This is a genomic window from Psychromonas ingrahamii 37, from assembly GCF_000015285.1.
GTDB lineage: Bacteria > Pseudomonadota > Gammaproteobacteria > Enterobacterales > Psychromonadaceae > Psychromonas > Psychromonas ingrahamii.
In genome coordinates this window covers 67,986-90,422 of sequence record NC_008709.1, presented here as the reverse complement: position 1 = coordinate 90,422, position 22,437 = coordinate 67,986, and the positions used below count along the sequence as shown (strand labels likewise).

Sequence of the window (22,437 nt, the reverse complement as noted above, 5' to 3'; positions counted from 1 at the left end):
TTTTATTCCACTATTGAAATTGACTCTATTAAACGCTTGGCAGTGGCAACTGGTATTTCACCAATCACATTAATCTCGAAATTGTTTTTTTGATCGGTATATAAAACCGTTGCGCCGCGTTGAATTGTTTTTTGCTGTTGCTCTGATGTTGTTTTTTTAGCTGAGATATAAACAGAAACAGAAACAATACCATCATTTAACATTATGTAGGAAACAGGCTCGTTTTCATACATCACTAATTTATGTTGATCATCTTTCACAATGTTGAAACCAGCAGGCAACCAATCGACTTTCCATAAAGATGCTTGAAGATTAGATGTTTGCGATAAATGGAATAATTCAGGCAGTTTTTGATTACTTAAACTTTCTAACCATGGGTTAACTTGCTCACTGACCTTTAATGAAACAACCATTATCTGGTCGAGAATAATATTTGAACTATTAATCGTATCTAAGCGTAATGGCAAATGGGTATCAAGATCTATCCAAACAATATAACTATAACGATATTGATCTTTACTTATCATCCGTATTGCCATGGCAGTTTTACCCGCAATACGCCCTTTTCCTAAAATAATATACTCGTATGAGTCTAACCCCTTGTCATAATTAAAATTAGCAATATTCGCAAAAACACTTTGGTTGCGAGTAGATTGTAACGTGTAGGGTTGTGAGCCTTGTTCGAAATAACTTATTTTTTGCAAATATTGTAAAGACTCACGCATTGCACCGTTTAAATAACGAAAATAAGCAATTTCTTCCTGGTTAATAACACCATGGAGTAGTTGTTTCGGTTCAACTGTATTTTTTAGGTTATTTAAATATAATATTTCATAATTTAAATTTTTATAGGCTGTTTGCATAAGCTGCAAGTATTCAATGGCCGTTATATTATCTTTTTTGACTGTTTGATCGTTACTCATCTCTGTTGCTTGAACAGAAAATGCGGCACCAGCAATTAATATGAACACAGCCGTAATTAATGTTTTAGAATAGAAGAGCAGTTTCATTATTTACCTTAAGATTGTGTTTACAGCTGTATGTTTTAGGTTAATTAAATTTTTATATGTCATTTACATAAGCTGCAAGTATTCAATAGCACTACCTTAGGGTTGTGTTTGCAGCTGTATTTTTTAGGTTATTTAAATTTTTATATGTCATTTACATAAGCTACAAGTATTCAATAGCACTACCTTAGGGTTGTGTTTGCAGCTGTAATTGATGATCATTTAATAATGCTTCTAATCGGTCATTATGTTTTTTAACTTCCTGTTGCGATTGTTTTTTAGTTGTTTGCAAACTGACCGGATTTGCAGCGCCCAGAGGCACCGTTTTTAACACTTCAAGCCCGGCACTGTTATTTTGAAAGGTTGGTTCAGAAGTAACAAGGCTTGCTAACACCACTACCCCTGCAACAGATGCGGCGATCGCGTATTGTCCAAAACGTTTAACAAAAGAGATAACATTATTTTTACTTTTTTCTGTGGGAGTATCAAGCTCCACAACAGCAGCTATTTTAGTGGGCTGTTCTATCTTAGCCATTACTTGCTGACTAATATCAAAATTAATGAATTGATCCGTAATATCTCCACGCATCACATCACCAATTAAATGATAACGAGAAAATAGCTCCTGTTTATCTTTATTAATCAGTAGTTCATCAATTAACTTCTCATCAATAAATTCATTATCAACAATCGCTGACAGTTGTTCATTCACATCTTTCATTTTGCTTCCCAATTAATCTTCTGCTAATAGAGGTTTCAGATGCTTATCTATCATTTCACGAGCTCTAAAAATACGAGATCGAACTGTGCCGATAGGACAATCTTCGATAATTGCTATTTGCTCATAACTCATACCCTCAATTTCCCTAAACGTAATCGCAGCTTTTAGTTCTGAGGGTAATTCATTAATAGTTGTTAAGATTACTTTCTTTACTTCCTGAGATCTTAATATTCCCTCAGGACTGTCAACTTCCCTTAACGCATCACTACCATCAAAACTATCAGCCTCCATTGCATCGATATCAGATGCTGGCGGTCGACGGCTTTGACTTGTTAAATAATTTTTGGCTGTATTAACGGTAATTCTATATAGCCAGGTATAAAAGGCACTCTCTCCACGAAAAGAGGGGAGGGAGTTGTGCACTTTGATAAATACCTCTTGTGCTACGTCTGCAATATCGCCAGTATTGCGCACATAACGCGTTAAAATATTTGCAACTCGAGTTTGGTATTTTCTAACTAACAATGTAAAAGCAACTTGATCCCCGTTCTGAATACGCCGAACCAGTTGTAAATCTAAATCTCGCTCACTCATTAGGGCTTCTCTACCTATTAATAATGTTGGTGAGCCCTATTAGCACCCACACTTATGACTTTGAATAAAAAATAAAGTTCCGAAAAAATGAAAAAAATTAATTTTTTGGACTGACTTCGTCTTTAATATACCTAAAGTAGTTGAAAAGTATAGATTCTCATTTTAAAGTGACTGATATCAAAATTAAATTTATACTAAAAAACGATCTTAATAACAGAGCATATAACGCTATGACAGAAAGTAAATCAATAAGTGAAAAGCAACATACTTGTGACGTCCTGATTATTGGCGCTGGCGCTGCCGGGCTTTCATTAGCGCTAAAGCTCGCCCCGCACGCCAGAATCAATGTATTAAGTAAAGGTAAGCTTTCTGAAGGCTCAACCTTATACGCCCAAGGGGGCGTTGCTGCTGTTTTTTCCGATGACGATAGTATTGAAGCCCACGTCAAAGACACATTAATCGCAGGCGCTGATTTATGTGATGAAGAAGCGGTTCGCTTTACCGTCAGTAATGCTAAAGAGAGCATTCAATGGTTAATTGATACCGGGGTTGGTTTTGATACTGAAATTAATGACGATGGACAAGCACAATACCACCTCACGCGAGAAGGCGGGCATTCTCATCGCCGTATTCTTCACTCTGCTGATGCGACGGGAAAAGAGATAGAAACAACTTTACTCAGCGCCGTCAAAAAACATAAAAATATCAACCTGATGGAGGGTTATAATGCGGTTGATTTAATCACTAGCCGACAATTAAACCTACCGGCAAACCGCATTATAGGCGCTTATGTCTGGAACCGTAAAGCCGAGCGAGTTGAAATCATTAAGGCGAATTTTGTAACATTGGCAACAGGCGGTGCCAGTAAAGTTTATCAGTATACCAGTAATCCCGATGTCTCCAGCGGTGATGGTATTGCTTTAGCCTGGCGCAGTGGCTGCCGTATTGCCAATATGGAGTTTAATCAGTTTCATCCTACCTGCTTATACCATACCGATGCTAAAAACTTTTTGTTAAGTGAGGCGCTCCGTGGAGAAGGTGCTTATCTGCGGCGGCCCGATGGCACTCGCTTTATGCTTGATTTTGATGAGCGTGCAGAGCTCGCTCCCCGTGACATTGTTGCACGGGCAATAGATTATGAGATGAAACGTTTAGGTGCAGATTGTATGTATTTAGACATTAGCCATAAATCCAAAGAATTCATCGTTAAACACTTTCCAACTATTTATCATCGCTGCTTATCACTGGGTATTGATATGGCCGAGCAACCAATACCTATTGTACCCGCAGCCCATTATAGTTGTGGCGGAGTAATGATCGATCACCATGGACAAACGGATATAGATGGATTATATGCGATTGGAGAAGTCTCTTATACCGGCTTGCATGGCGCAAACCGCTTGGCCTCTAATTCGTTATTAGAGTGTATTGTTTATGCACACGCCTGCGCCAAAGATATTATTAACCGAATTCCTTTTTATAAAGAACGTAAATTTGCAAAAATTCCTGACTGGGATGAGAGTCAAGTAGATGATTCAGATGAAGCAGTGGTCATTCAGCACAACTGGCATGAACTGCGATTATTTATGTGGGATTATGTCGGTATTGTTCGAACCGACAAACGTCTAGAACGTGCTCTGCATAGGGTGCAGTTATTGCAGCAAGAAATTGATGAATATTACGGTAACTTTAAAGTAAGCAATAACCTTCTGGAACTTAGAAATTTAGTACAAGTTGCTGAAATAATAATAAAAAGTGCAATGAAACGAAAAGAAAGCCGAGGTTTACACTACAATCTTGATTATCCTGAACAACTGGACAATCCAAAACCCACTATTCTCACTCCTGAAAAAAGCTGTTAACCATCACTACTGCCCGATTTTAATTAATCGGGCTAATAACCGGTACTCATCTTCTTTAACGGCATCTTTGTAAATTACAATAAACTTCTTAGAGCGCTTTTTTTGGGTGATTAAGTTTGATAAATCAGTAGGCCTGCTTTGCAAATGAATAAATAAGCAAAAACCATTATAAAAGGAAGAGGCACCAATTTCCGCGCTGATCAGCTGCTTATTCGCTAATACAACCTCCATTTTTCCTGTATCACTTAATTTTATATTGTAAGTATCGGCATAGGATTTTTTCCCGCCATAAGCCGCAATCACCAGTAAAAATAAAGACAATGTAATGCTTAGCCAAGTTAATTCAACAACCAGCAGTAATAATAGAATAAGGGAAGAGTACAAGGTAAAAACAAAAACACCTCGGTAGATAGAGGTGTTTACGGAAATATTATACTTTAACGCGCTTGAGTATGACATCGATGATCTTCGCCTGTTCGGCATCGGGACAGCTTTTATGGCCCATAAACCAGGCAAATAAATCCGGATCTTCATTGGTCAATAAACGTTCAAAAGTCAGCTGCTCAGAATAAGATAAGTCATCATAAGCTTCCTTCACAAAAGGGATAAATAACACATCGAGCTCTAACATACCTCGGCGACATGCCCATAATAAACGCGATTTATTGACGGCTTCAGCCATTTTTTTGCTTTCCTATTTAAAATAAAGTGCATATGCCCATGGTACTTCAAAATGCAAAGTCAGCAAGAAAAATTGTGCTGAGATGCTAGGCATAAAATTGAAGTATAGTTATTCTACATAGCGATTTTATAACAACGCAGATTGGCACAATTTTCCTTGCCCTAAGGGTCGCAAGGTCAAAAACCAGCGCTGCGTTGCACCAATCGAAAAGGGAATAACCATTACCTCATGTTGCGTCTTGGTCTGATCGAAGACCTTGCGCCTGACAAAGCATGTTGAAGTAACATGGGTATAAATACCCAAATTACTTGAAAATGCATCTTCAAGTAATTTAGGTATACATCATAACAATAATAAATTATTAACAGCAACTACTGACAAATTATGTTGTGAGCTATACCATAGTAAAATATCATAACCGTATAGAGATGAGGCATAAAATGTTTAAACTTAGTCAACTCAATAATATTAGCCAGCTGCCCGACTTAGTCCTATGCCCGCTAACTAGCTGGGACTTACTTAGCGTAACAGGTGAAGATCGTATCACCTTCTTACAAGGACAGCTCACATGTGATTTGACGATTTTAAAACCAGGAGAGCAAACACTGGCCGCGCAGTGTAACCCGCAGGGAAAAGTTTGGAGTATTTTTCGAGTTGTTGTCTTAAATGATAGAATTTTACTCATTCAGCCGAAATCAGTAACGGCAAAACAGCTACCTGAATTACAAAAATACGCGACCTTTTCGAAAGTTGAAATAAAAAAAGAAACTGAATACCAATTATTGGGTTTAGCCGGCTGCAAATCTGCTGCAAATATTGCTAAGAATTTCAATATATCAGCCACTCATGAAGAGAGTCACCTGCTAGATGATGATCAGGGCGTTATCATCAAACAACCCTATCCATCATTACGTTATTTGATGATTGTAAAAAACCAGCAAGCAACACAGTTAACTGAAGACCTAAAAGATCAGGCCAGTGTTTATGATGATAGTTTATGGAATGCGATGAATATTGCTGCAGGCATCGCCTTTATCGAGGAAGAAACATCTGGATTGTTTATTCCTCAAATGCTCAATCTACAGGCTCTTAATGGTATCAGTTTCACTAAAGGTTGTTATATTGGTCAAGAAACCATTGCTCGGACAAAATACAGAGGAGCAAACAAACGGGCACTCTTTATTCTCACTGGCCGAGCAACTGAAGCGCCCAAAGCAGGACAAAATGTAAAAGTTTTATTAAACAATAATTGGAAGCGTGTTGGTACTATCATATCCGGATGCCAATACGGCGATGGACATATCGAAGTATTAGCCATTTTGCCAAAAAACAGTGAGTCAGAGAGTGTTTATCAAATACAAGGTATAGAAGGTTCAACCCTTTATTATGCCCCTCTACCCTATCAAATAGACGATTAATAACTCAGCTAAAACGCACAACAGGTAAGAAATATGTTTTTTTATTACTGTTGTGCGTTTACTTCTTAAGCCTTACCCACAAGCTAATTGACTTTAAATTGCTATTGTGTATAAAAAATTGATATTTACCACCGCACTAAAAAATGCTAAGCTTATCACACTTTCATTTACTCCCTTGTTCATTGATTGATGAAATGGGTAGCAGGCTCTCTGTTGAATCCAGAAATAAAAAGATTACGTGATAAAGCTGACGAATTAACTCGCCTGCGAATACAATCAGCTGAATTATTGATGAATGCAGACACTCTTACTGTGTTTCGTACTTTCCCTCTTTTATTGCATTATAATCACCCCAGCCTTCCAGGATATACCAAGGGTGATACTCCCACTGGCATACATCAATTTAATGTCAATAAAAAACAGAAAAAACAACTGGCTGAATTATTTCCCTATCAAGAAGAGCCACAAAAAAAAGCGCAAGCAACTAACTTAATAACAAAACCCACAGACTTGAAAATACAACTTAATAACTTATTATCATTTCAAGATGAACCACAAAAAAAACCTCAGCAAGCAGATCTAATTGGTTTATATGCGATGGGCAGTACAGCCTCAATAGGTCAATCCTCCGAAAGTGATCTGGATATTTGGATTTGTTATCCCCACCAGATGGATAAACAACGTGTCCAACTATTAAAAAATAAATCTTGGTTAATAACCCATTGGGCTGAAGGTTATGGGGTTGAACTTAACTTTTTTTTAATTCCCGATAACAAGTTTCGCATTGATAATAAATCCGATATGACCATGGATGCCTGTGGTACTTCTCAGCATTTATTGTTACTTGATGAATTTTATCGCACTGAACTGCATATCGCTGGAAAACGCATTTTATGGTGGCAAGTCCCCTTTGAACATGAAAAAAATTACAATGAATATGTGAAAAAGCTCTATGATAACGGTGGATTAAATCCCGATGACTGGCTAGATCTCGGCGGATTTGACCGTATCCCAGCTGAAGAATATTTTGGCGCAACACTTTGGCAACTTTATAAGGGCATAGATACGCCCTATAAAGCAGTATTAAAAACCATTCTTATGGAAGCTTACTCTTGGGAATACCCTAATACTGAACTGATTGCATTATATTATAAAAAACGCTTTCAAGAACAACAGACGGATCTTGAATATCTTGATCCCTATTGCTTAATGTTGGAAAAAGTCACCTCGTATTTAAATAAGATTAACGACTTTAAACGCCTTGAAGTGGTACGCGCTTGTTTTTATCTAAAAACGGAAGAAAATCTTTCAAAAATTTGTACTCTTAATCCTCCAACCTGGCGGCGCCAAGTGTTAACTAAATTTGTTAATCGGTGGGACTGGAATAAGGATCATATTGCAGACTTAGATAATCGAAAAAAATGGAAAGTGAGAGCGGTCAGTAACGCCAAAGATATATTGCTTGATACTTTGATGGCAAGTTACAGCAAATTACTCCGCTTCGCGCGTGATAATAATATTGAAGGTTCAATCAGTGCGGAAGATTTGGGTATACTGTCGCGCAAACTTTATGCTGCACACGAAAGTCTGCCGGGTAAAGTAGACTTAATTAATCCTAAAATATCACCGGATCTATCGGAGCCCGATCTAAGCTTTATTCAAGTGCCTAAGAATAGAAAAAATGCGGCCGGGTGGTACCTGTATAACTGCTCTCTCGACAGCTTTACCCTGATCAACACCCCAACATTAATGTATGCTAAATATATTGCCAAGTTAGTTGCCTGGTGCCATATGAATGGATTGTACGAAGAAGAGACGCAATTACATCTCTATAATCAAGGGTCTGACCTTGTTGATAAAAAACTAAACCAGTTTATTCAAGATCTTTACTCTGTTTTTCCTATTTATATTCCCAAAGCAAGCAACAATGCATTAAGCCGACCTTGTGAGATTAAACACTTAACCATTTTTCTAAATCTTGAAAGGGATCCTACTCGCCACTGGGAAAGTACCTCTGAAAGTGAAGATGATCAACAGGGGGATATATTTTCTTACGGCGAAGATAAAGAATGTTTAATTGGCAGTATTGACCTTATTTATCGAAACTCCTGGAATGAGGTGCGCACCTTACACTTTAATAGTAATCAATCCGTTATTGATGCCCTTCATACTATTTTGGGGAAAATGCATCAAGGGGCATGTCCTCCGGAGCAAATAGACTTATTTTGTTACAGTTGCCAGTTTCAAGCGCAAATAAGTCAGGCATTTAAATCAAAACTAAATGAATACATACAGTTACGTTTGGATTCTCTTAGTCAGCGATCCGTACAAACATTAAAAACAGGCGAAGAAAATTTTGCCTTTTACTTTGAACAAACTGGCGTTTCAGTACAACATTTAAAAAACCTTGTTGATATTTACAGCCATATCTCCAATAAAAAAGTATCCAATAGTGCCCTTAATTTAAAAAACACCTATTTTGATAAAACAGTCTCCATTATTGGCTCACATATCAGTGAAGGTATCGTTCAGTTCTTTTTTGAAAATTACCATGATGGTTTTAATGTTTATATTGCCAATGCTGATAATGAGATAGAAACACTGCATAGTTTTACGGGCGGTAAAGATGATTTGGTACAAAACGTAAATCGATTTTATGCTTCAAATAACAATGAAATGAACAAACAGGATGACAGAATCAACTTCAACTTACCGCAGTTTTATGAAATTGAATTATCCGACAATAAAGAGCTTATTTTATCGTCATTTACCAGTACAACTAAAGAAAATGAGCCATAGACATCTAGCCCTCTTTACGTATAGATTGCCAAAATAAGCAACAAAAGGTAAAATAACCTTTCTAGTTTTATGGGGTAATAAAGATGTCGACGAAATGGAATGGTGAATATATCAGCCCTTATGCTGAACACGGTAAAAAAAGTGAGCAAGTAAAAAAAATAACAGTCTCTATCCCCACGAAAGTCCTTAAAATATTGACCGACGAGCGCACCCGTCGTCAAGTAAATAACTTGCGCCATGCCACTAACAGTGAGTTATTATGTGAAGCATTCTTACATGCGTACACTGGACAACCGCTGCCGGAAGATGGGGACCTTGATAAAAATCAAGCCACAGGCATTCCGGAAAGCGTTAAAAAGTTAATGAAAAAATAGAAAATTAAACTGTGCAGATGATCAGCCTGCAATTCACTGCTTCTACGCAGTTTAACGCTTTATTTATGATTAACTTTGTTGCAGCTGCCTGTATAAAAATGGCCATTGAGTATTAAAATATTGGGTTGGTTTCTGTTTAAATTGACTACGTACAAATTGGCTCATACGCCCTTCAACGTAAGCAAGTAATAAGTTCGCGACGATAGCCTCGTCAATACTCAGTTTACCGCCATCAAAAATTGCTTTTTCCCTCAGGATCAGTTTAAGTTGTGACTCTAACTTTGAAAAAACATGTTCAATACGGGTCTGCAGGCGCTCATTCTCCCCTAATAAAGCATCCCCGGTTAAAATGCGCGTAATACCCGGATTTTGCTCTGCAAAACCTAATAAAAAATATAATATATGCTCAATACGTACAAATGTTTGTTTTTGCTGTTCTTTAATTAAATTTATTTGCGTAAAAATAGTTGATTCAATGTAATCAATTAACCCTTCGAACATACGCGCTTTACTTGGAAAATGACGATATAACGCGGCTTCCGAAACGCCAACTTCAGCTGCTAATTTTGCAGTTGTAATACGCTGACCAGGTTGACTTTCAAGCATTTTAGCCAATGCGTGTAAAATATCTTCCTTGCGATTTACTTTCTTTTTGGTTGTTTTTGCCAGCATAATCTACAACTTCCTTTGTCGTTTTAAACTAAAATTAATGTTTCCCTGAGTGACCAAATCCACCCTCTCCTCGTTCTGAGCTCTTAAACTCATCAACAATTTCGAATGTTGCCTGTACAACAGGTAAAAAAACCAACTGCGCTAATCGCTCTCCCGGCTCAAGGCGGAAACTTTCTGTGCTGCGATTCCAACAAGAAACCATTAGCGGACCTTGATAATCAGAATCAATTAAACCCACTAAATTTCCCAAAACGATACCATGCTTATGACCCAATCCAGAGCGCGGTAAAATGGTAGCCGCAAGTCCAGGATCGCTAATATGGATTGCAATACCCGTTGGAATTAGTTGTGTTTCTCCAGGCTTAATAATTAAGGCCTGATCAATACAAGCACGCAAATCCATCCCAGCAGATCCCGCCGTCGCATGCTCAGGAAGCGGGAATTCCTTACCAATGCGAGGATCGAGAATTTTAAGCTCTATCTGTTTCATTATTTAAATCCTTTATTTTTCAAAGCGTATTGTTGGCTTATTATTTTAAGTAGCTGGCTGGCAACCGCCTTTTTATCGGCAAGCGTTATATCAAATCGTTCTTCGCTAGAAAATACGCTTAATGCATTTTTTTCACTATTAAAACCTTGGCCATTTTTTGCAACATCATTTGCTGCAATTAAATCTACATTTTTACGTTTTAATTTATCTTTTGCATAAACTTCAAGATGCTGCGTTTCCGCAGCAAAAGCCACGCAGAAAGGACGATTTTGATGATTTGAGACATCTTTAATAATATCCGGATTTTTTACTAACTTAATAGTTAACTCATCAATACCTGGCTGTTTTTTCATTTTTTGCTCAGCGACCGTCTCTGCTCTATAGTCGGCAACAGCCGCACAAGCAATAAAGATATCGCAGTTCTTAAGGCCAGATAAACTGGCCTGATGCATCTCTAATGCACTTGTCACATTCAATCGAGTCACCCCGTTCGGCGTGCTCAACTGCACAGGGCCACTAATTAAAGTAACATTTGCCCCAATTTTTTGTGCCACTTCAGCCAATGCAAAACCCATTTTACCGGAACTATGGTTACTGATGTAACGCACAGGATCTAATGCTTCCTGAGTAGGTCCTGCAGTAATGGTGATATTGACACCCGTAAAATAGCTGTTTTTATCACTAAAATAATCCATCACCTTTTCCACAAGGTCCGCCGGATTAAGCATTCTGCCGGGCCCTATATCGCCACAGGCTTGCGCGCCTTGTCCTGGCCCCCAAATCATCACCCCACGCTGCTTTAATACGCTGATATTGTCTTGTGTTGCCTGTGCTAGGTACATTTGCTGATTCATTGCCGGCGAAACGGCAATAGGAGAGGATGTCGCTACACATAACGTCGTTAATAAGTCATCCGCCATGCCCGCACGTAATCGAGCGATTAAATTTGCAGTGGCAGGCGCAAGCAAAACAAGATCCGCCCATCTGGCCAACTCGATATGCCCCATCCCGGATTCTGCATTGGGGTCTAACAAATCATCGGCGACAGCGTGTCCGGAGACAGCCTGCATAGTGAGTGGTGTGATAAACGCTTTCGCCGAAGAGGTCATTACAATACGGACATCTGCCCCCTGATCTTTTAAACGGCGCGTTAATTCTGCACATTTATACGCAGCAATGCCACCGGCAATACCAAGTAATATTTTTTTCCCGCTTAAAATATGATGTTCAGACATTTACGAGACTCAATATAACAAATAAGAAGAACATAGAATAGCAAAGTAATTAAGCAAAATGTGAATAAATCGACGAGATTTAGTCGCAATTTAATGGCTGCGCTATACTTATCAAAAATTGGCTTAATAGCAATTTATTGACTGCCTTTCCCGTATTCACTGCCACTTAGCTATAGCCGTAATAGTTAATTATCGGAATATTAGATCATGACAAAATTAAAAGACTGGCCCAATCAGGAAAGACCGAGAGAAAAATTGCTGCAAAAAGGCACAGCGGCCCTTTCTGATGCTGAACTGCTTGCTATATTTTTACGTACGGGTTGCCGTGGTGTCGACGTCGTCACACTCTCCAAACAACTGCTAAGTCAATTCGGCTCCTTACATGCTTTATTTGCTGCATCAGAATCAGATTTTTGTGAAAAAAAAGGGCTAGGACAGGCAAAATATGTGCAATTACAGGCCGTCCTTGAAATGTCCAGCCGCTATTTACAAGAACCCTTAAGTAAAGGTAACGCCTTAACCAGCGCCGCACAAACTAAAGCCTTCTTAATCGCTAAAATGCACAATTTACCCTACGAGGTATTTGCGGCCATATTATTAGACACACAACATCGTATTATTCGCTTTCATGAGTTTTTCTTTGGTTCAATCGACTGCGCAACAGTCCACCCTCGAATCATTGCGCAAAAAGTATTATCTGAAAATGCCGCGGCAATTATACTGGTCCATAATCATCCTTCCGGCGATCCGTCAGCAAGCGAAGCGGACAAAATGATCACCCAAAAAATCGTTTCTGCACTGCAATTAATAGACGTCCGAGTTTTAGATCATTTGGTCGTTGGGCACAAAAAATGTACATCATTTGCAGAAAATGGATGGATTTAAGGTATAAATTCAGAGTTTTGTTGATCTTTCATACTCAATCATGTATAAAATGCGCCCTCGACGCCTTTGGCGACGGCTAAAAAAGGTGTTCGACTATTTTGCTCGAGTAAAACTATTATTTGGAGAATCACGACATGTCTAGAGTATGTCAAGTTACAGGCAAGCGTCCAGCTGTTGGTAACAATGTATCACACGCAAAGAACCGGACAAGACGTCGTTTTTTACCTAACCTGCAAACACACCGTTTCTGGGTAGAAAGTGAAAACCGTTTTGTGAAACTACGCCTAACTACTAAAGGGATGCGTATCATCGATAAAAAAGGTATTGATTCAGTATTAACTGATATCCGTGCCAAGGGTGAAAAAGTTTAAGGAGCTTTAAAATGCGTGATAAAATTCGTTTAAATTCAAGTGCTGGTACTGGCCATTTTTATACTACTGATAAAAATAAAAAGACTATGCCTGAAAAGTTTGAGATCAAAAAGTTTGATCCTGTTGTACGTAAGCATGTTATGTACAAAGAAGGCAAAATCAAGTGATCTTGATTTAGTCTGCAAAAACCCAGTTTATACTGGGTTTTTTTATACCTAAAAAAGCTCAAATCTCAAAGAATAAGCGACAAATCGACCTTCTGTAAACTATACCCCTCTTCCATAAATAGTCTTGATAATGATTAATTTTAAGATCTCATTCACTCCTGTTTTCTGACATGGAAATAGAGATTGCCTGATCCAGATTAAATACCAAAGCAATTAAGACGACCGACCACCTAGATAAAACAGCATAGATTTTAGCCAAGGAATCAGTACACTGATAATATCAGTTCAAAGAGAGAATTTTTATGCCAGAATTACCGGAAGTAGAAACCAGCAGAAAAGGGATCAGCCCGCATCTTATTAATAAATCGGTCCAGAATGTTGTGCTGCGGCATACTCAATTACGCTGGAAAATACCGCAGGATTTATTATCGGACATTAAAGATAAAATATTACTTTCAATCGATCGCCGTGCTAAATACCTGCTGTTCAACTTCACCAGTGGCACCTTGTTAATTCACCTGGGCATGTCGGGCAGTTTACGAATTTGCCCATTGAATAGCCCGCCAAAAAAACATGACCATGCCGATCTTATTTTCGCAGATTGTTTATTACGCTATACCGATCCACGCCGTTTCGGGGCCATTTTATGGTTGGGTTTAACGCCGGAAGACTCGCCTCTATTAAATAAACTCGGTCCTGAGCCGCTCAATGATGATTTTAATGCGAAGTATTTATACCAGCAGGCGACTAAACGAAAACTGCCGGTAAAACAATTTATTATGGATCAAAAAGTCGTAACGGGTGTGGGTAATATCTATGCGACGGAAGCCTTATTTAATAGTGGCATCTCGCCAATAAGGGCGGCCGGCAATATCTCTGAAAAACGCTATCAAATATTAGTTACTGAGATTAAAGAAATTTTACAGCAAGCGATAAAACAAGGCGGCACCACCCTGAAAGATTTTGTCGGTAGTGATGGTAAACCTGGCTATTTTCAACAGACGCTACAGGTTTATGGTAAAACAGGTCAGCAATGCCCTAGCTGCGAAACCCCTTTAAAAGCTGTTAAATTAGCCGCAAGAGCCAGTGTGTATTGTCCGGAATGCCAGAGCTAGCTTCCTTGTTGATTGTTTTCATCTAATATACCAGCATAAACGAGCCGTATTGGCCTGCAGTAAGCTTTCGCTTGCGGATGCTTACCTTAACTTTTATTAGTAGTATTTCGCCCCTGACGGCGTGTAGACGATGAGAAACCTAAACGCAGTTTCGCACTTCGAGGGAATTATTTCCCCTTAACAGCAAGAGACTGTGAACTTAAAATATCTAGCCGCATTGGTTTGTAATAAACTTTCGCTTGATAGCTAATGGTTAAACTTTTATTGTTGGGGAACCACAACATAGCTAAACCACAACATAGCCACCCATAATTATTGGCGAATATTTGCGCATTGGTCTAATCTTTAGTTACCTTTATTTACGGAACCACAACATAGCCACCCATAATTATTGGCGAATATTTGCGCATTGGTCTAATCTTTAGTTACCTTTATTTACTGCAGGTAATAAATGATGGCCCAACCAAGAAAAACAATAGTGAGCTTAGATGACACTCCTTACTATCATTGTTGCTCACGTGTTGTTCGTAAAGCATTCTTATGTGGCATTGATAGCACGACAGGTGAAAACTATGAACATCGTCGAGTGTGGGTTGACGCTCGCATTATTGAGCTTGCCACTATCTTTGCGATTGATATCTGTTCTTATGCCGTCATGAGTAATCACCTGCATGTTGTCCTTAAGGTGAATGCCGATAAAGCCGTAAACTGGTCTGATAAAGCAGTGCTTGTTCAGTGGCATAAAGGCTTTAAGGGCACGTTACTGACGCAAAAGTTTGTTAAAGGTGAAGACCTTAGTACGTTTGAGCTCAAAACCGTTAATGAGTGCATTACCGAATATCGTCATCGCTTAATCGACATCAGTTGGTTTATGCGATCACTCAGTGAGCCGATTGCCAGACAGGCCAACAAAGAAGATAGCTGTACCGGCAGATTCTGGGAAGGACGCTTTAAATCCCAGGCATTACTTGATGAAACAGCCGTATTAGCTTGTATGGCATATGTTGATTTAAACCCCATTCGCGCCAAAATGGCGACAACACCTGAAACTTCAGATCACACCAGCATCCAACGCCGAATTCACTCCGCCATAAAAGGTGAGCAACCAGCAGAATTACTGCCGTTTGTAGGTGATGAATGCCTTAATATGCCCGACGGGCTGATGTTCAGTGTGAAGGATTACATTGCGCTTGTTGAAGATACCGGTCGAATCATACGAGAAGATAAGCGCGGTGCCATTAGTTCAAACAGTCAAGATATCCTCAATAGACTTAACATTCCTGCAGATAACTGGCTTAAAATCACCATCGAATTTGGTCATTTATTTAAAGGGGCGGTAGGTGCCTTACCGGCATTAACTGAATACTGTGAACATTTAGACCGAAAGCGACGCCACGGCGCAGCAAACTGCCAACGCTGGTTGTGTGGTTAAAGCTTTATTTTTCAATTACCTGTCAGTCATCCCTCGTTTGATTAAAATCAAGCTTCTTCTGTTGGTTTAAAACAGCCATATTCCTCATATTTCATAATCTACAACCCCATTTACTGAAAAAAAAGTTCAATTGGTGTGTATCAATCGTCATCAAAGACTACCGCAATGAATATTGAAAGAAGCTATTCTATTGGTTAGAAAAATGGGTGGCATAATTATGTTATGAAAGACAGTTTAGTTTTATGAGCGGGCTAAGCTCTGCGTGCACTTTTTTTCTGCTAGACTTGGCTCTGCACAGTCCAAGCTGGTGCGTTAAGAAGTTATTCTGCTCTAACAGAGCATTAGGTTAATCAATTGATTTTGTTAAAGAAAGGGAAGGAATTAATTGTGAAAAAAAGGCTCCTAAATGAATTCAGAAACCTTTATATAGAACCAGAAGAACTAGTCGCATTAAATGCTTAACGGATTAGCATTAACAAAAACCAGCTGATTTATCGCTCACTTAAAAAACTCGGGTTTTTCTTATCATACTTTGCTCAAAACACCTTAAGATTCAACCAAAGTTGAACTCAAAAGATCAACAGACTCGAGTAATTCCCTAAAAACAGCATCAAGCGTGGCCACAATAAAGTCAGCTTCTTTTTGGGTTAACGTTAATACCGGACACAAACATAAGGTATTATTAAAATGTGTGAAGGAACGGTTAGTGCGGCCTATAATCAGTCCTTTTTTCATACACATACCTGCAATTTTTATAGCCACTTCTTCAGCTACCGGTTTTTTTGTTTTGCTATCACTAATCAGCTCAATACCAAGCAGCAACCCTTTACCACGCACATCACCAATAACAGAGTACTTGTCCTTAAGAGTAACCAGCTGTTTTAGCAAGTAATCACCCATTTGGGCACTATTATTAACAAGATTTTCTCGTTCTAATATTTGCAAATTAGCTAAAGCAGCGGCGGGTCCGGCTGTACAGCCTGCATAAGTACTGACATCTCTAAAATAGGCTGCGCGGTCACTACTATCGGCAATAAACTCATCAAATAAGGCTTCTGTGGTAACCACACAGGATATGGGTGCATAGCTTGATGCTATCCCCTTAGCAAGGGTTACAATATCGGGTTTAATGCCATAATGCTGATAACCAAACCATTTACCCGTTCGACCCATTCCACAAACGACTTCATCCATGTGTATAAGCACATTGTATTTTTTACAAATTTCCATAACAGCTGGCCAATAACCTTCTGGTGGAGTAATCACACCTCCACCAGCAGTGATAGATTCAAAAACAACAGCACCTACCGTGTCCGGTCCTTCACGCAGAATAACTTTTTCAAGCTCATTAGCGGCTAAAACGCCATAGTTGCTGACATCACCAAACTGACTTCTGTACTCGCAGCAATGAGGAAACTCCACAAAGCCTGGAACAAATGGCCCATAATGCATACGCCGTTCTTCTTGGCCCGTTGCACTTAGTGCCGCAATAGTCGTGCCGTGATAATCCCGATCGCGATACAATATTTTATGTTTCTTACCACCATGCTTTTGCTGGGCAATTTGACGCACAATTTTAAACGCTTTTTCATTTGCTTCCGAACCTGAACTGGCGTAATAAACACGACTCATTCCGGGCATTTTTTCTAATAATTTTTCAGCGAATTCAGCAGCTGGCGCGGTACCTGCGGTGCTGGCAAAAAAATTTAATTTGAGTACTTGATCGCGGATCGCATCTGCTATTTCTGTTCGGCCATAACCCACATTCACACACCAAACACCACCGGAAGATGCGTCAAGATAACTGTTACCCTTTGCATCCCAGACGCGTGATCCCACCCCTTTCACCATTACTAGCGGGTCTTGATGTTTTAACACGCTATGCTGGCTTAAGTGATGCCATACATGATTGCGGTCTTTTTCTATTATCTCTGATGCTGGTAACGCCATGATACCCATAATTATCTCCTGCAATAAGTGCCAATTACTATGTAATAACACTAACGTAATAATCGGCGACCTCCCTAGAACCAGCCCCTTTAATTGATGGAGCCAGCGGTTTTACCAGTCTGCTGATTTGGGTTTTTGGAACCACAATTGCCTTTAATTGGCTCTTATGCCGGTAAGCTAATATTGCAATAGTGACAGCTGTATTCAACAATCAGTTAAGGATAAAAAGTGGAACAAATTTGGTTGCTCATTCCTGTGGTTATTTTTGCGGCAGTGGTACGAGGCTTTAGCGGATTTGGTTTTGCTGCGATTGCAGTCGTTGGATTCAATGTCTTTTTAGCACCCCAGCAGAGTGTCGCCATTGTATTATCTTTAGATCTTATCTGCAGTATGAACCTATGGCGGCAAGCGTTAAAACAAGCCGATTTCACCACCCTGAAAAGACTTGTTTGCGGATCATTATTAGGTATTCCACTAGGCTACGCCTTGTTAATGTTAATGCCGACAGAAATACTTAAGATACTAATTTGTATTACTATTCTTTTTTTCTGTGTGCTTTTACTGTCTGAGTATAGACCTTTTAATACAGATAAAACCGGCACTAAAATCGGTTTTGGTCTGGCCTCTGGTGCTGGAACGGCAAGTGCTTCGGTTGGTGGCCCTATGATTGTATATTATATGTTATCAAGTAACTTAAGCACGAGCTCACAGCGGGCGACAATGATTTTGTTTTTTATCGCCAGTGAGGCCTTCACCATCATTGCACTTATTGCCGGAGGGGTTGTTGACAGTACACTACCCAACGCTCTGCTAATACTTGTTATCCCGACGCTTTTTTCGGTGCATTTTGGACAATATTTATTTAACCGCAAACCACCACAATCTTTAAAAAGCTTTGCCTTACCTGTCCTGATAGCCGTCGCATTGTTTGGTATCATCAATGCCACTTTAACTCTGCTGAGATAAGCCCTTCACCTAGTTGCTCTAATAACAAAGCTGCCCTGAAAAACAGACTAAAGCACCGTTAAATGCGCTTTACTTTAATCAAGTGATCAGATTTAATGGCGGTCTTATTGGCGTGGTAACTGGCACGATCCATAATAATAATCGCATACTCTGCAGGGTGTGCTCCGCGCACCGATTACCGCACTTATGGTGCATAGAATGCACCCTACCGATAACATAATACCCATTCCATTAATTAACCTCTTGAACAAAGTTCGTAGGGTGTGCTCCGCGCACCGATTACCGCTACTTGTGGTGTATAGAATGCACCCTACCGATAACATAATACCCATTCCATTAATTAACTTCCCATGTCGATTCAATCTCTTTAACAGGGTGTTTACACTTTCTAGATCACTGATAAAAATATTCCACGCACGCTCCCTAAAAAACATTGGGATACTGATGCTGTTAGTTGAATCAAGTCAGCACAGATAAATATCAGCGGGATTAAGAGATAAAAATGATGGTCTTATTGGCGTGCCAACTAGCACAGCCCATGATAATAATCGCATAGTCCGTAGGGTGTGCTCCACGGACCTATTACCGTTACTTGTGGTGCATAGAATGCACCCTACCGATAACATAATACCAAGGTCAAAAAGCAGACTTAAAAAAGGGCTTATTTATAGGAACAGTCAGCATAGTAAAAAGCCCACTACTGCAAAGGCAGTAGTGGGCAATAAAAGATAATTTAGGTTAGTTGTAACCCTTCCAGGGGATCAGTTTTGCTTCCAAATAACGCATCAGTAAATCAAAGCAGTAGGCAATGATCCCGATCACTAAAATACCCGCGATAACCACATCCGTTACTAAAAACTCCGAGGCATTAAGCACCATAAAACCGATACCTTGTTCTGCAGCCACCATTTCAGCAGCCACTAAGGTTGTCCAGCCAAATCCAATGGCGATACGCATACCGGTCATTATGTCCGGCATTGCACCACGAGCGATAACTTGGGTAACTACCTGCCATGGACTGGCACCCATTGAGTAAGCGACTTGGATTTGCTCAATTCGAACTGACGTTACTCCTGCACGTGCACTTAATACAATAGGAGCTAACATCGCTAGGAAAATGAGTGTCACTTTACTGGACTCATCAATACCTAACCAAATAATGATCAGTGGTAAATAAGCAAGTGGAGGAAGTGGGCGATAAAACTCAATCAATGGATCAAAGATACCGCGGAAAACACGGTTACAACCGATAGTAATACCTAATGGAATACCAATTAAACAAGCTAATATAAAAGCACCAAAAATGCGTACTAAACTGGCATTAAGATGTTCCAATAGCGTTGCGCCTGCAAAGCCATCAACGGTAATATCAATTAGGCGTTCAACCACATCAAAGGGGGATGGTAAAAAGATGGGTTTAATAAAACCACCTTCCGTTGCGATTGCCCATATCGCAATAAAAAATATTGTAGAGCAAACACTGATTAAACGACTGTCTCCAACACCTGGAGTGCCAAAATATTCACCACTTGGTACTGCACTTGGCGCAGTTAATTTTTTTATTTTAAGCTCGATCTTATCTAAAAACGAAACAGCCGCTGCTGCCGTTGCTCTTTCCTCCTTAGTGTCTACCATTTTTTGTTCCGGGACAGGCTTGCTGTTGATCTCTTTTATCTTTGATATACCCAGTTCTGCGGCACTTGTCGCAAATGGTTTAGTAATATTAGTCATAATATATCCTTAGGCTATCGCCAATTCATCACCATGAATAATCGCTAAAACTTGATCACGCATTGCTATAAACTCAGGGCTAGATTTAACTTTTCGAGCATCCCGACAATCTAAAAATTGTTTATTAAAATCCAAATCAAATTGATGGGTAATACGCCCGGGTCTAGGCGACATAACCACTAGTCGAGTTGCTAACAACAAAGCTTCATCAACACTATGTGTGATGAAGAACATCATCTTGTTGGTTTCACGCCAGACATCAAGCAGCAGTTCTTGTAACGACTCGCGAGTCAGTGCATCAAGAGCACCCAATGGCTCATCAAGAAGCAACATTTTGGGATCATTAGCAAGTGCGCGAGCAATCCCTACTCGCTGCTGCATACCGCCGGAGAGCTGATATATCTTATGTTGATGGAAATCTTCCAGACCAACAAGTTTAAGATATTCAGCCGCACGTTGGCGACGCGCTATCTTATCCATTCCCTGCAGCTTTAAACCAAGCGCTGTATTTTCAATCACATTTAGCCAGGGTAAGAGCGCATGTTTCTGAAACACAACACCACGGCCGGCGTCAGGTCCGGTAATCTCATCACCAATATCCTGCCCACAAACGACCCTGGGATAACCTTTGACTGTACTATTACCTAGTGTTAAGTACCCCTTAGTTGGCGAGATAAAACCTGCAATTAGATTAAGCAGAGTGGTTTTACCGCAACCCGACGCTCCTAAAGCAACCACTAAATCGCCCTGTTCCATGGCTAAATTAACATTCGACAATGCGGCCACTGACTCCCCGCCTTCTGAGCCCGGATAAACAACAGATACATCACAAATTTTTAATGTGTTCATTACAACGCTCCTAAATAGATAGATTGAAGTTAATACCGCACTTATAATTTAGAGGCTGCAAGCGCGTATTCAGGATTAACAAAAACACTGTAATCTGGCATTAAATCATTTATTTTCTTTCCTTTTTTCAGGAACTCTGACGTTGACTTAAGTGACTTAGCAGCACCACCTTCCATACCACAACCAAGCCAGTTGCATGATAGTTGCGTAGCAAAGTCAGGGAATTCATATAGGTCTAACACACCGGCGACGTCGTTAACGTCACTACCCGAAATTTTTGAAATTGATTTAGCAATTGGGTGAGTGGCATCAAAAGACTCTTTATTACTACGGTACTCTTGGTCAAGATCAGCGGCAATTTTCAGTACTTTAGCCATAAAATCTGCATTTTCTTTACCGAATTTTTTATCGACAACCAAACCATCAAAGGTTGGCTTACCCCAAGAACTTAAGGTTCTTGAAGTGATTAAAACTTTACCGTCTTTTTTGATTTTACCCAGTACAGGATCCCAGATAAACGCGCCGTCAATATCACCACGTTCCCATGCTGCACCAATGGTATTTGGTTGCATATTGATTAATCTAACGTCTTCATCAGACAGCCCAAACTGCTCTAAAGCAAACAAAGTATGGAAGTGAGTGGTTGATACAAAAGGGACCGCAATACGCTTGCCTTTTAAATCTGATGGAGAGGTGATCCCTGCACCATTACGTACAACAAGCGCTTCTGCATCGGCAATGTTTTCTAGAATCCAAACTAATTCAATCTCGATACCATGACTTACTGCCGCAGCAATTGGGCTAGACCCCGCAGAAGCAATATCAATTGATCCTGATGCCATCGCAGTGATCACTTTTGATCCTGAGTAAAAACGTCTCCAATCAACCTTGTAACCCGTTTCTTTCTCAATTAACTTTTCGTTAATCGCATGCTTCCAAGGGTTATTCATCCCCATGTAACCGATAGTGACATCTTTTGCCGCTAACGTTGAAGCAAAAAATAGTCCAGCCATTGCGGCCATTATTTTGAGTGGTTTACATTTTTTCATCTTAAAGTTCCTTAGTGATCTGATTTTTTGATGCGACGTTGCTCTCCCTAATTAAACTACGTGCTGCT

General features: G+C 39.7%; 22 protein-coding genes. 10 read left to right on the top strand and 12 right to left on the bottom strand.

Annotated elements, in window-relative coordinates:
* Positions 1-2: 2 nt before the first annotated feature.
* The 3 genes from PING_RS00385 to rpoE all read right to left on the bottom strand — a co-directional run bounded on the left by PING_RS00385 (position 3) and on the right by rpoE (position 2,322).
* Complete coding sequence (locus PING_RS00385; protein WP_011768500.1) at positions 3-1,010, bottom strand: MucB/RseB C-terminal domain-containing protein; 1,008 nt, start codon at positions 1,008-1,010, stop codon at positions 3-5.
* A gap of 184 nt (positions 1,011-1,194) precedes the next feature.
* On the bottom strand, positions 1,195-1,728 hold the full coding sequence (locus PING_RS00380; RefSeq protein WP_011768499.1) for a sigma-E factor negative regulatory protein: 534 nt from the start codon (positions 1,726-1,728) through the stop codon (positions 1,195-1,197).
* Between the two features lie 12 nt (positions 1,729-1,740).
* A complete protein-coding gene (gene rpoE / locus PING_RS00375; RefSeq protein ID WP_011768498.1) occupies positions 1,741-2,322 on the bottom strand; it encodes an RNA polymerase sigma factor RpoE in 582 nt (193 codons plus the stop codon).
* 230 nt (positions 2,323-2,552) lie between these two features.
* Between rpoE and nadB the strand changes: the two genes are divergently transcribed.
* A complete protein-coding gene (nadB, locus tag PING_RS00370) occupies positions 2,553-4,184 on the top strand; it encodes an L-aspartate oxidase (RefSeq protein WP_011768497.1) in 1,632 nt (543 codons plus the stop codon).
* Between the two features lie 6 nt (positions 4,185-4,190).
* Here the strand turns inward: nadB and PING_RS00365 are convergent, their stop codons facing one another.
* Both PING_RS00365 and PING_RS00360 read right to left on the bottom strand, forming a co-directional pair.
* Positions 4,191-4,643, bottom strand: coding sequence for a protein YgfX (locus PING_RS00365; RefSeq protein WP_041765694.1), 453 nt, complete (start codon positions 4,641-4,643; stop codon positions 4,191-4,193).
* On the bottom strand, positions 4,615-4,866 hold the full coding sequence (locus tag PING_RS00360; RefSeq protein WP_011768496.1) for an FAD assembly factor SdhE: 252 nt from the start codon (positions 4,864-4,866) through the stop codon (positions 4,615-4,617). The genes PING_RS00365 and PING_RS00360 overlap by 29 nt, the downstream gene beginning before the upstream one ends.
* 440 nt (positions 4,867-5,306) lie before the next feature.
* Here PING_RS00360 and ygfZ point away from each other — a divergent pair, with 440 nt between their 5' ends.
* From ygfZ to metJ, 3 genes are all read left to right on the top strand, one after another.
* A complete protein-coding gene (gene ygfZ, locus PING_RS00355; protein WP_011768495.1) occupies positions 5,307-6,284 on the top strand; it encodes a tRNA-modifying protein YgfZ in 978 nt (325 codons plus the stop codon).
* A 189-nt stretch (positions 6,285-6,473) separates the two neighbouring features.
* Positions 6,474-9,083 carry a class I adenylate cyclase gene (locus PING_RS00350; RefSeq protein ID WP_049752933.1) on the top strand — a complete coding sequence of 870 codons (2,610 nt, stop codon included), beginning with the start codon at positions 6,474-6,476 and terminating at the stop codon, positions 9,081-9,083.
* A gap of 83 nt (positions 9,084-9,166) precedes the next feature.
* The gene (metJ, locus tag PING_RS00345) at positions 9,167-9,457 is read left to right on the top strand and encodes a met regulon transcriptional regulator MetJ (protein ID WP_011768493.1); all 291 of its coding nucleotides are present in this window, start codon (positions 9,167-9,169) and stop codon (positions 9,455-9,457) included.
* Positions 9,458-9,526: 69 nt separating this feature from the next.
* Here the strand turns inward: metJ and slmA are convergent, their stop codons facing one another.
* From slmA to coaBC, 3 genes are read right to left on the bottom strand one after another with little or no spacing between them, the layout of a single operon-like run.
* On the bottom strand, positions 9,527-10,129 hold the full coding sequence (slmA, locus tag PING_RS00340; RefSeq protein ID WP_011768492.1) for a nucleoid occlusion factor SlmA: 603 nt from the start codon (positions 10,127-10,129) through the stop codon (positions 9,527-9,529).
* A 34-nt stretch (positions 10,130-10,163) separates the two neighbouring features.
* Positions 10,164-10,619: a dUTP diphosphatase gene (gene dut / locus PING_RS00335; RefSeq protein WP_011768491.1), complete on the bottom strand. Its 456-nt coding sequence runs from the start codon at positions 10,617-10,619 to the stop codon at positions 10,164-10,166.
* Positions 10,619-11,854 (bottom strand): bifunctional phosphopantothenoylcysteine decarboxylase/phosphopantothenate--cysteine ligase CoaBC, encoded by a 1,236-nt coding sequence (gene coaBC / locus PING_RS00330; protein ID WP_011768490.1) that lies wholly within the window; start codon positions 11,852-11,854, stop codon positions 10,619-10,621. The genes dut and coaBC overlap by 1 nt, the downstream gene beginning before the upstream one ends.
* Positions 11,855-12,061: 207 nt before the next feature.
* Between coaBC and radC the strand changes: the two genes are divergently transcribed.
* The 5 genes from radC to PING_RS00305 all read left to right on the top strand — a co-directional run bounded on the left by radC (position 12,062) and on the right by PING_RS00305 (position 15,824).
* The gene (gene radC, locus PING_RS00325; RefSeq protein ID WP_011768489.1) at positions 12,062-12,739 is read left to right on the top strand and encodes a RadC family protein; all 678 of its coding nucleotides are present in this window, start codon (positions 12,062-12,064) and stop codon (positions 12,737-12,739) included.
* A 134-nt stretch (positions 12,740-12,873) separates the two neighbouring features.
* On the top strand, positions 12,874-13,110 hold the full coding sequence (gene rpmB, locus PING_RS00320) for a 50S ribosomal protein L28 (RefSeq protein WP_011768488.1): 237 nt from the start codon (positions 12,874-12,876) through the stop codon (positions 13,108-13,110).
* A gap of 11 nt (positions 13,111-13,121) precedes the next feature.
* Positions 13,122-13,277, top strand: a complete 156-nt coding sequence (gene rpmG / locus PING_RS00315; protein ID WP_011768487.1) for a 50S ribosomal protein L33 — start codon at positions 13,122-13,124, stop codon at positions 13,275-13,277.
* 302 nt (positions 13,278-13,579) lie between these two features.
* The gene (gene mutM, locus PING_RS00310) at positions 13,580-14,392 is read left to right on the top strand and encodes a bifunctional DNA-formamidopyrimidine glycosylase/DNA-(apurinic or apyrimidinic site) lyase (protein WP_011768486.1); all 813 of its coding nucleotides are present in this window, start codon (positions 13,580-13,582) and stop codon (positions 14,390-14,392) included.
* Between the two features lie 454 nt (positions 14,393-14,846).
* Positions 14,847-15,824 carry a hypothetical protein gene (locus PING_RS00305; protein ID WP_041765690.1) on the top strand — a complete coding sequence of 326 codons (978 nt, stop codon included), beginning with the start codon at positions 14,847-14,849 and terminating at the stop codon, positions 15,822-15,824.
* Between the two features lie 546 nt (positions 15,825-16,370).
* Here PING_RS00305 and PING_RS00300 read toward each other — a convergent pair.
* Positions 16,371-17,783 (bottom strand): aminotransferase family protein, encoded by a 1,413-nt coding sequence (locus PING_RS00300; protein ID WP_011768484.1) that lies wholly within the window; start codon positions 17,781-17,783, stop codon positions 16,371-16,373.
* Positions 17,784-18,002: 219 nt separating this feature from the next.
* On the opposite strand from PING_RS00300, the gene PING_RS00295 reads away from it, so the two are divergent.
* Complete coding sequence (locus PING_RS00295; RefSeq protein ID WP_011768483.1) at positions 18,003-18,740, top strand: sulfite exporter TauE/SafE family protein; 738 nt, start codon at positions 18,003-18,005, stop codon at positions 18,738-18,740.
* Positions 18,741-19,478: 738 nt separating this feature from the next.
* Here PING_RS00295 and PING_RS00290 read toward each other — a convergent pair.
* From PING_RS00290 to tauA, 3 genes are read right to left on the bottom strand one after another with little or no spacing between them, the layout of a single operon-like run.
* Complete coding sequence (locus PING_RS00290; protein WP_011768482.1) at positions 19,479-20,471, bottom strand: ABC transporter permease subunit; 993 nt, start codon at positions 20,469-20,471, stop codon at positions 19,479-19,481.
* Between the two features lie 9 nt (positions 20,472-20,480).
* Entirely contained in the window at positions 20,481-21,320 is an 840-nt protein-coding gene (locus tag PING_RS00285; RefSeq protein ID WP_011768481.1) for a taurine ABC transporter ATP-binding protein, read from the bottom strand.
* Between the two features lie 41 nt (positions 21,321-21,361).
* Entirely contained in the window at positions 21,362-22,369 is a 1,008-nt protein-coding gene (tauA, locus tag PING_RS00280) for a taurine ABC transporter substrate-binding protein (protein WP_011768480.1), read from the bottom strand.
* Between the last annotated feature and the right edge of the window lie 68 nt (positions 22,370-22,437).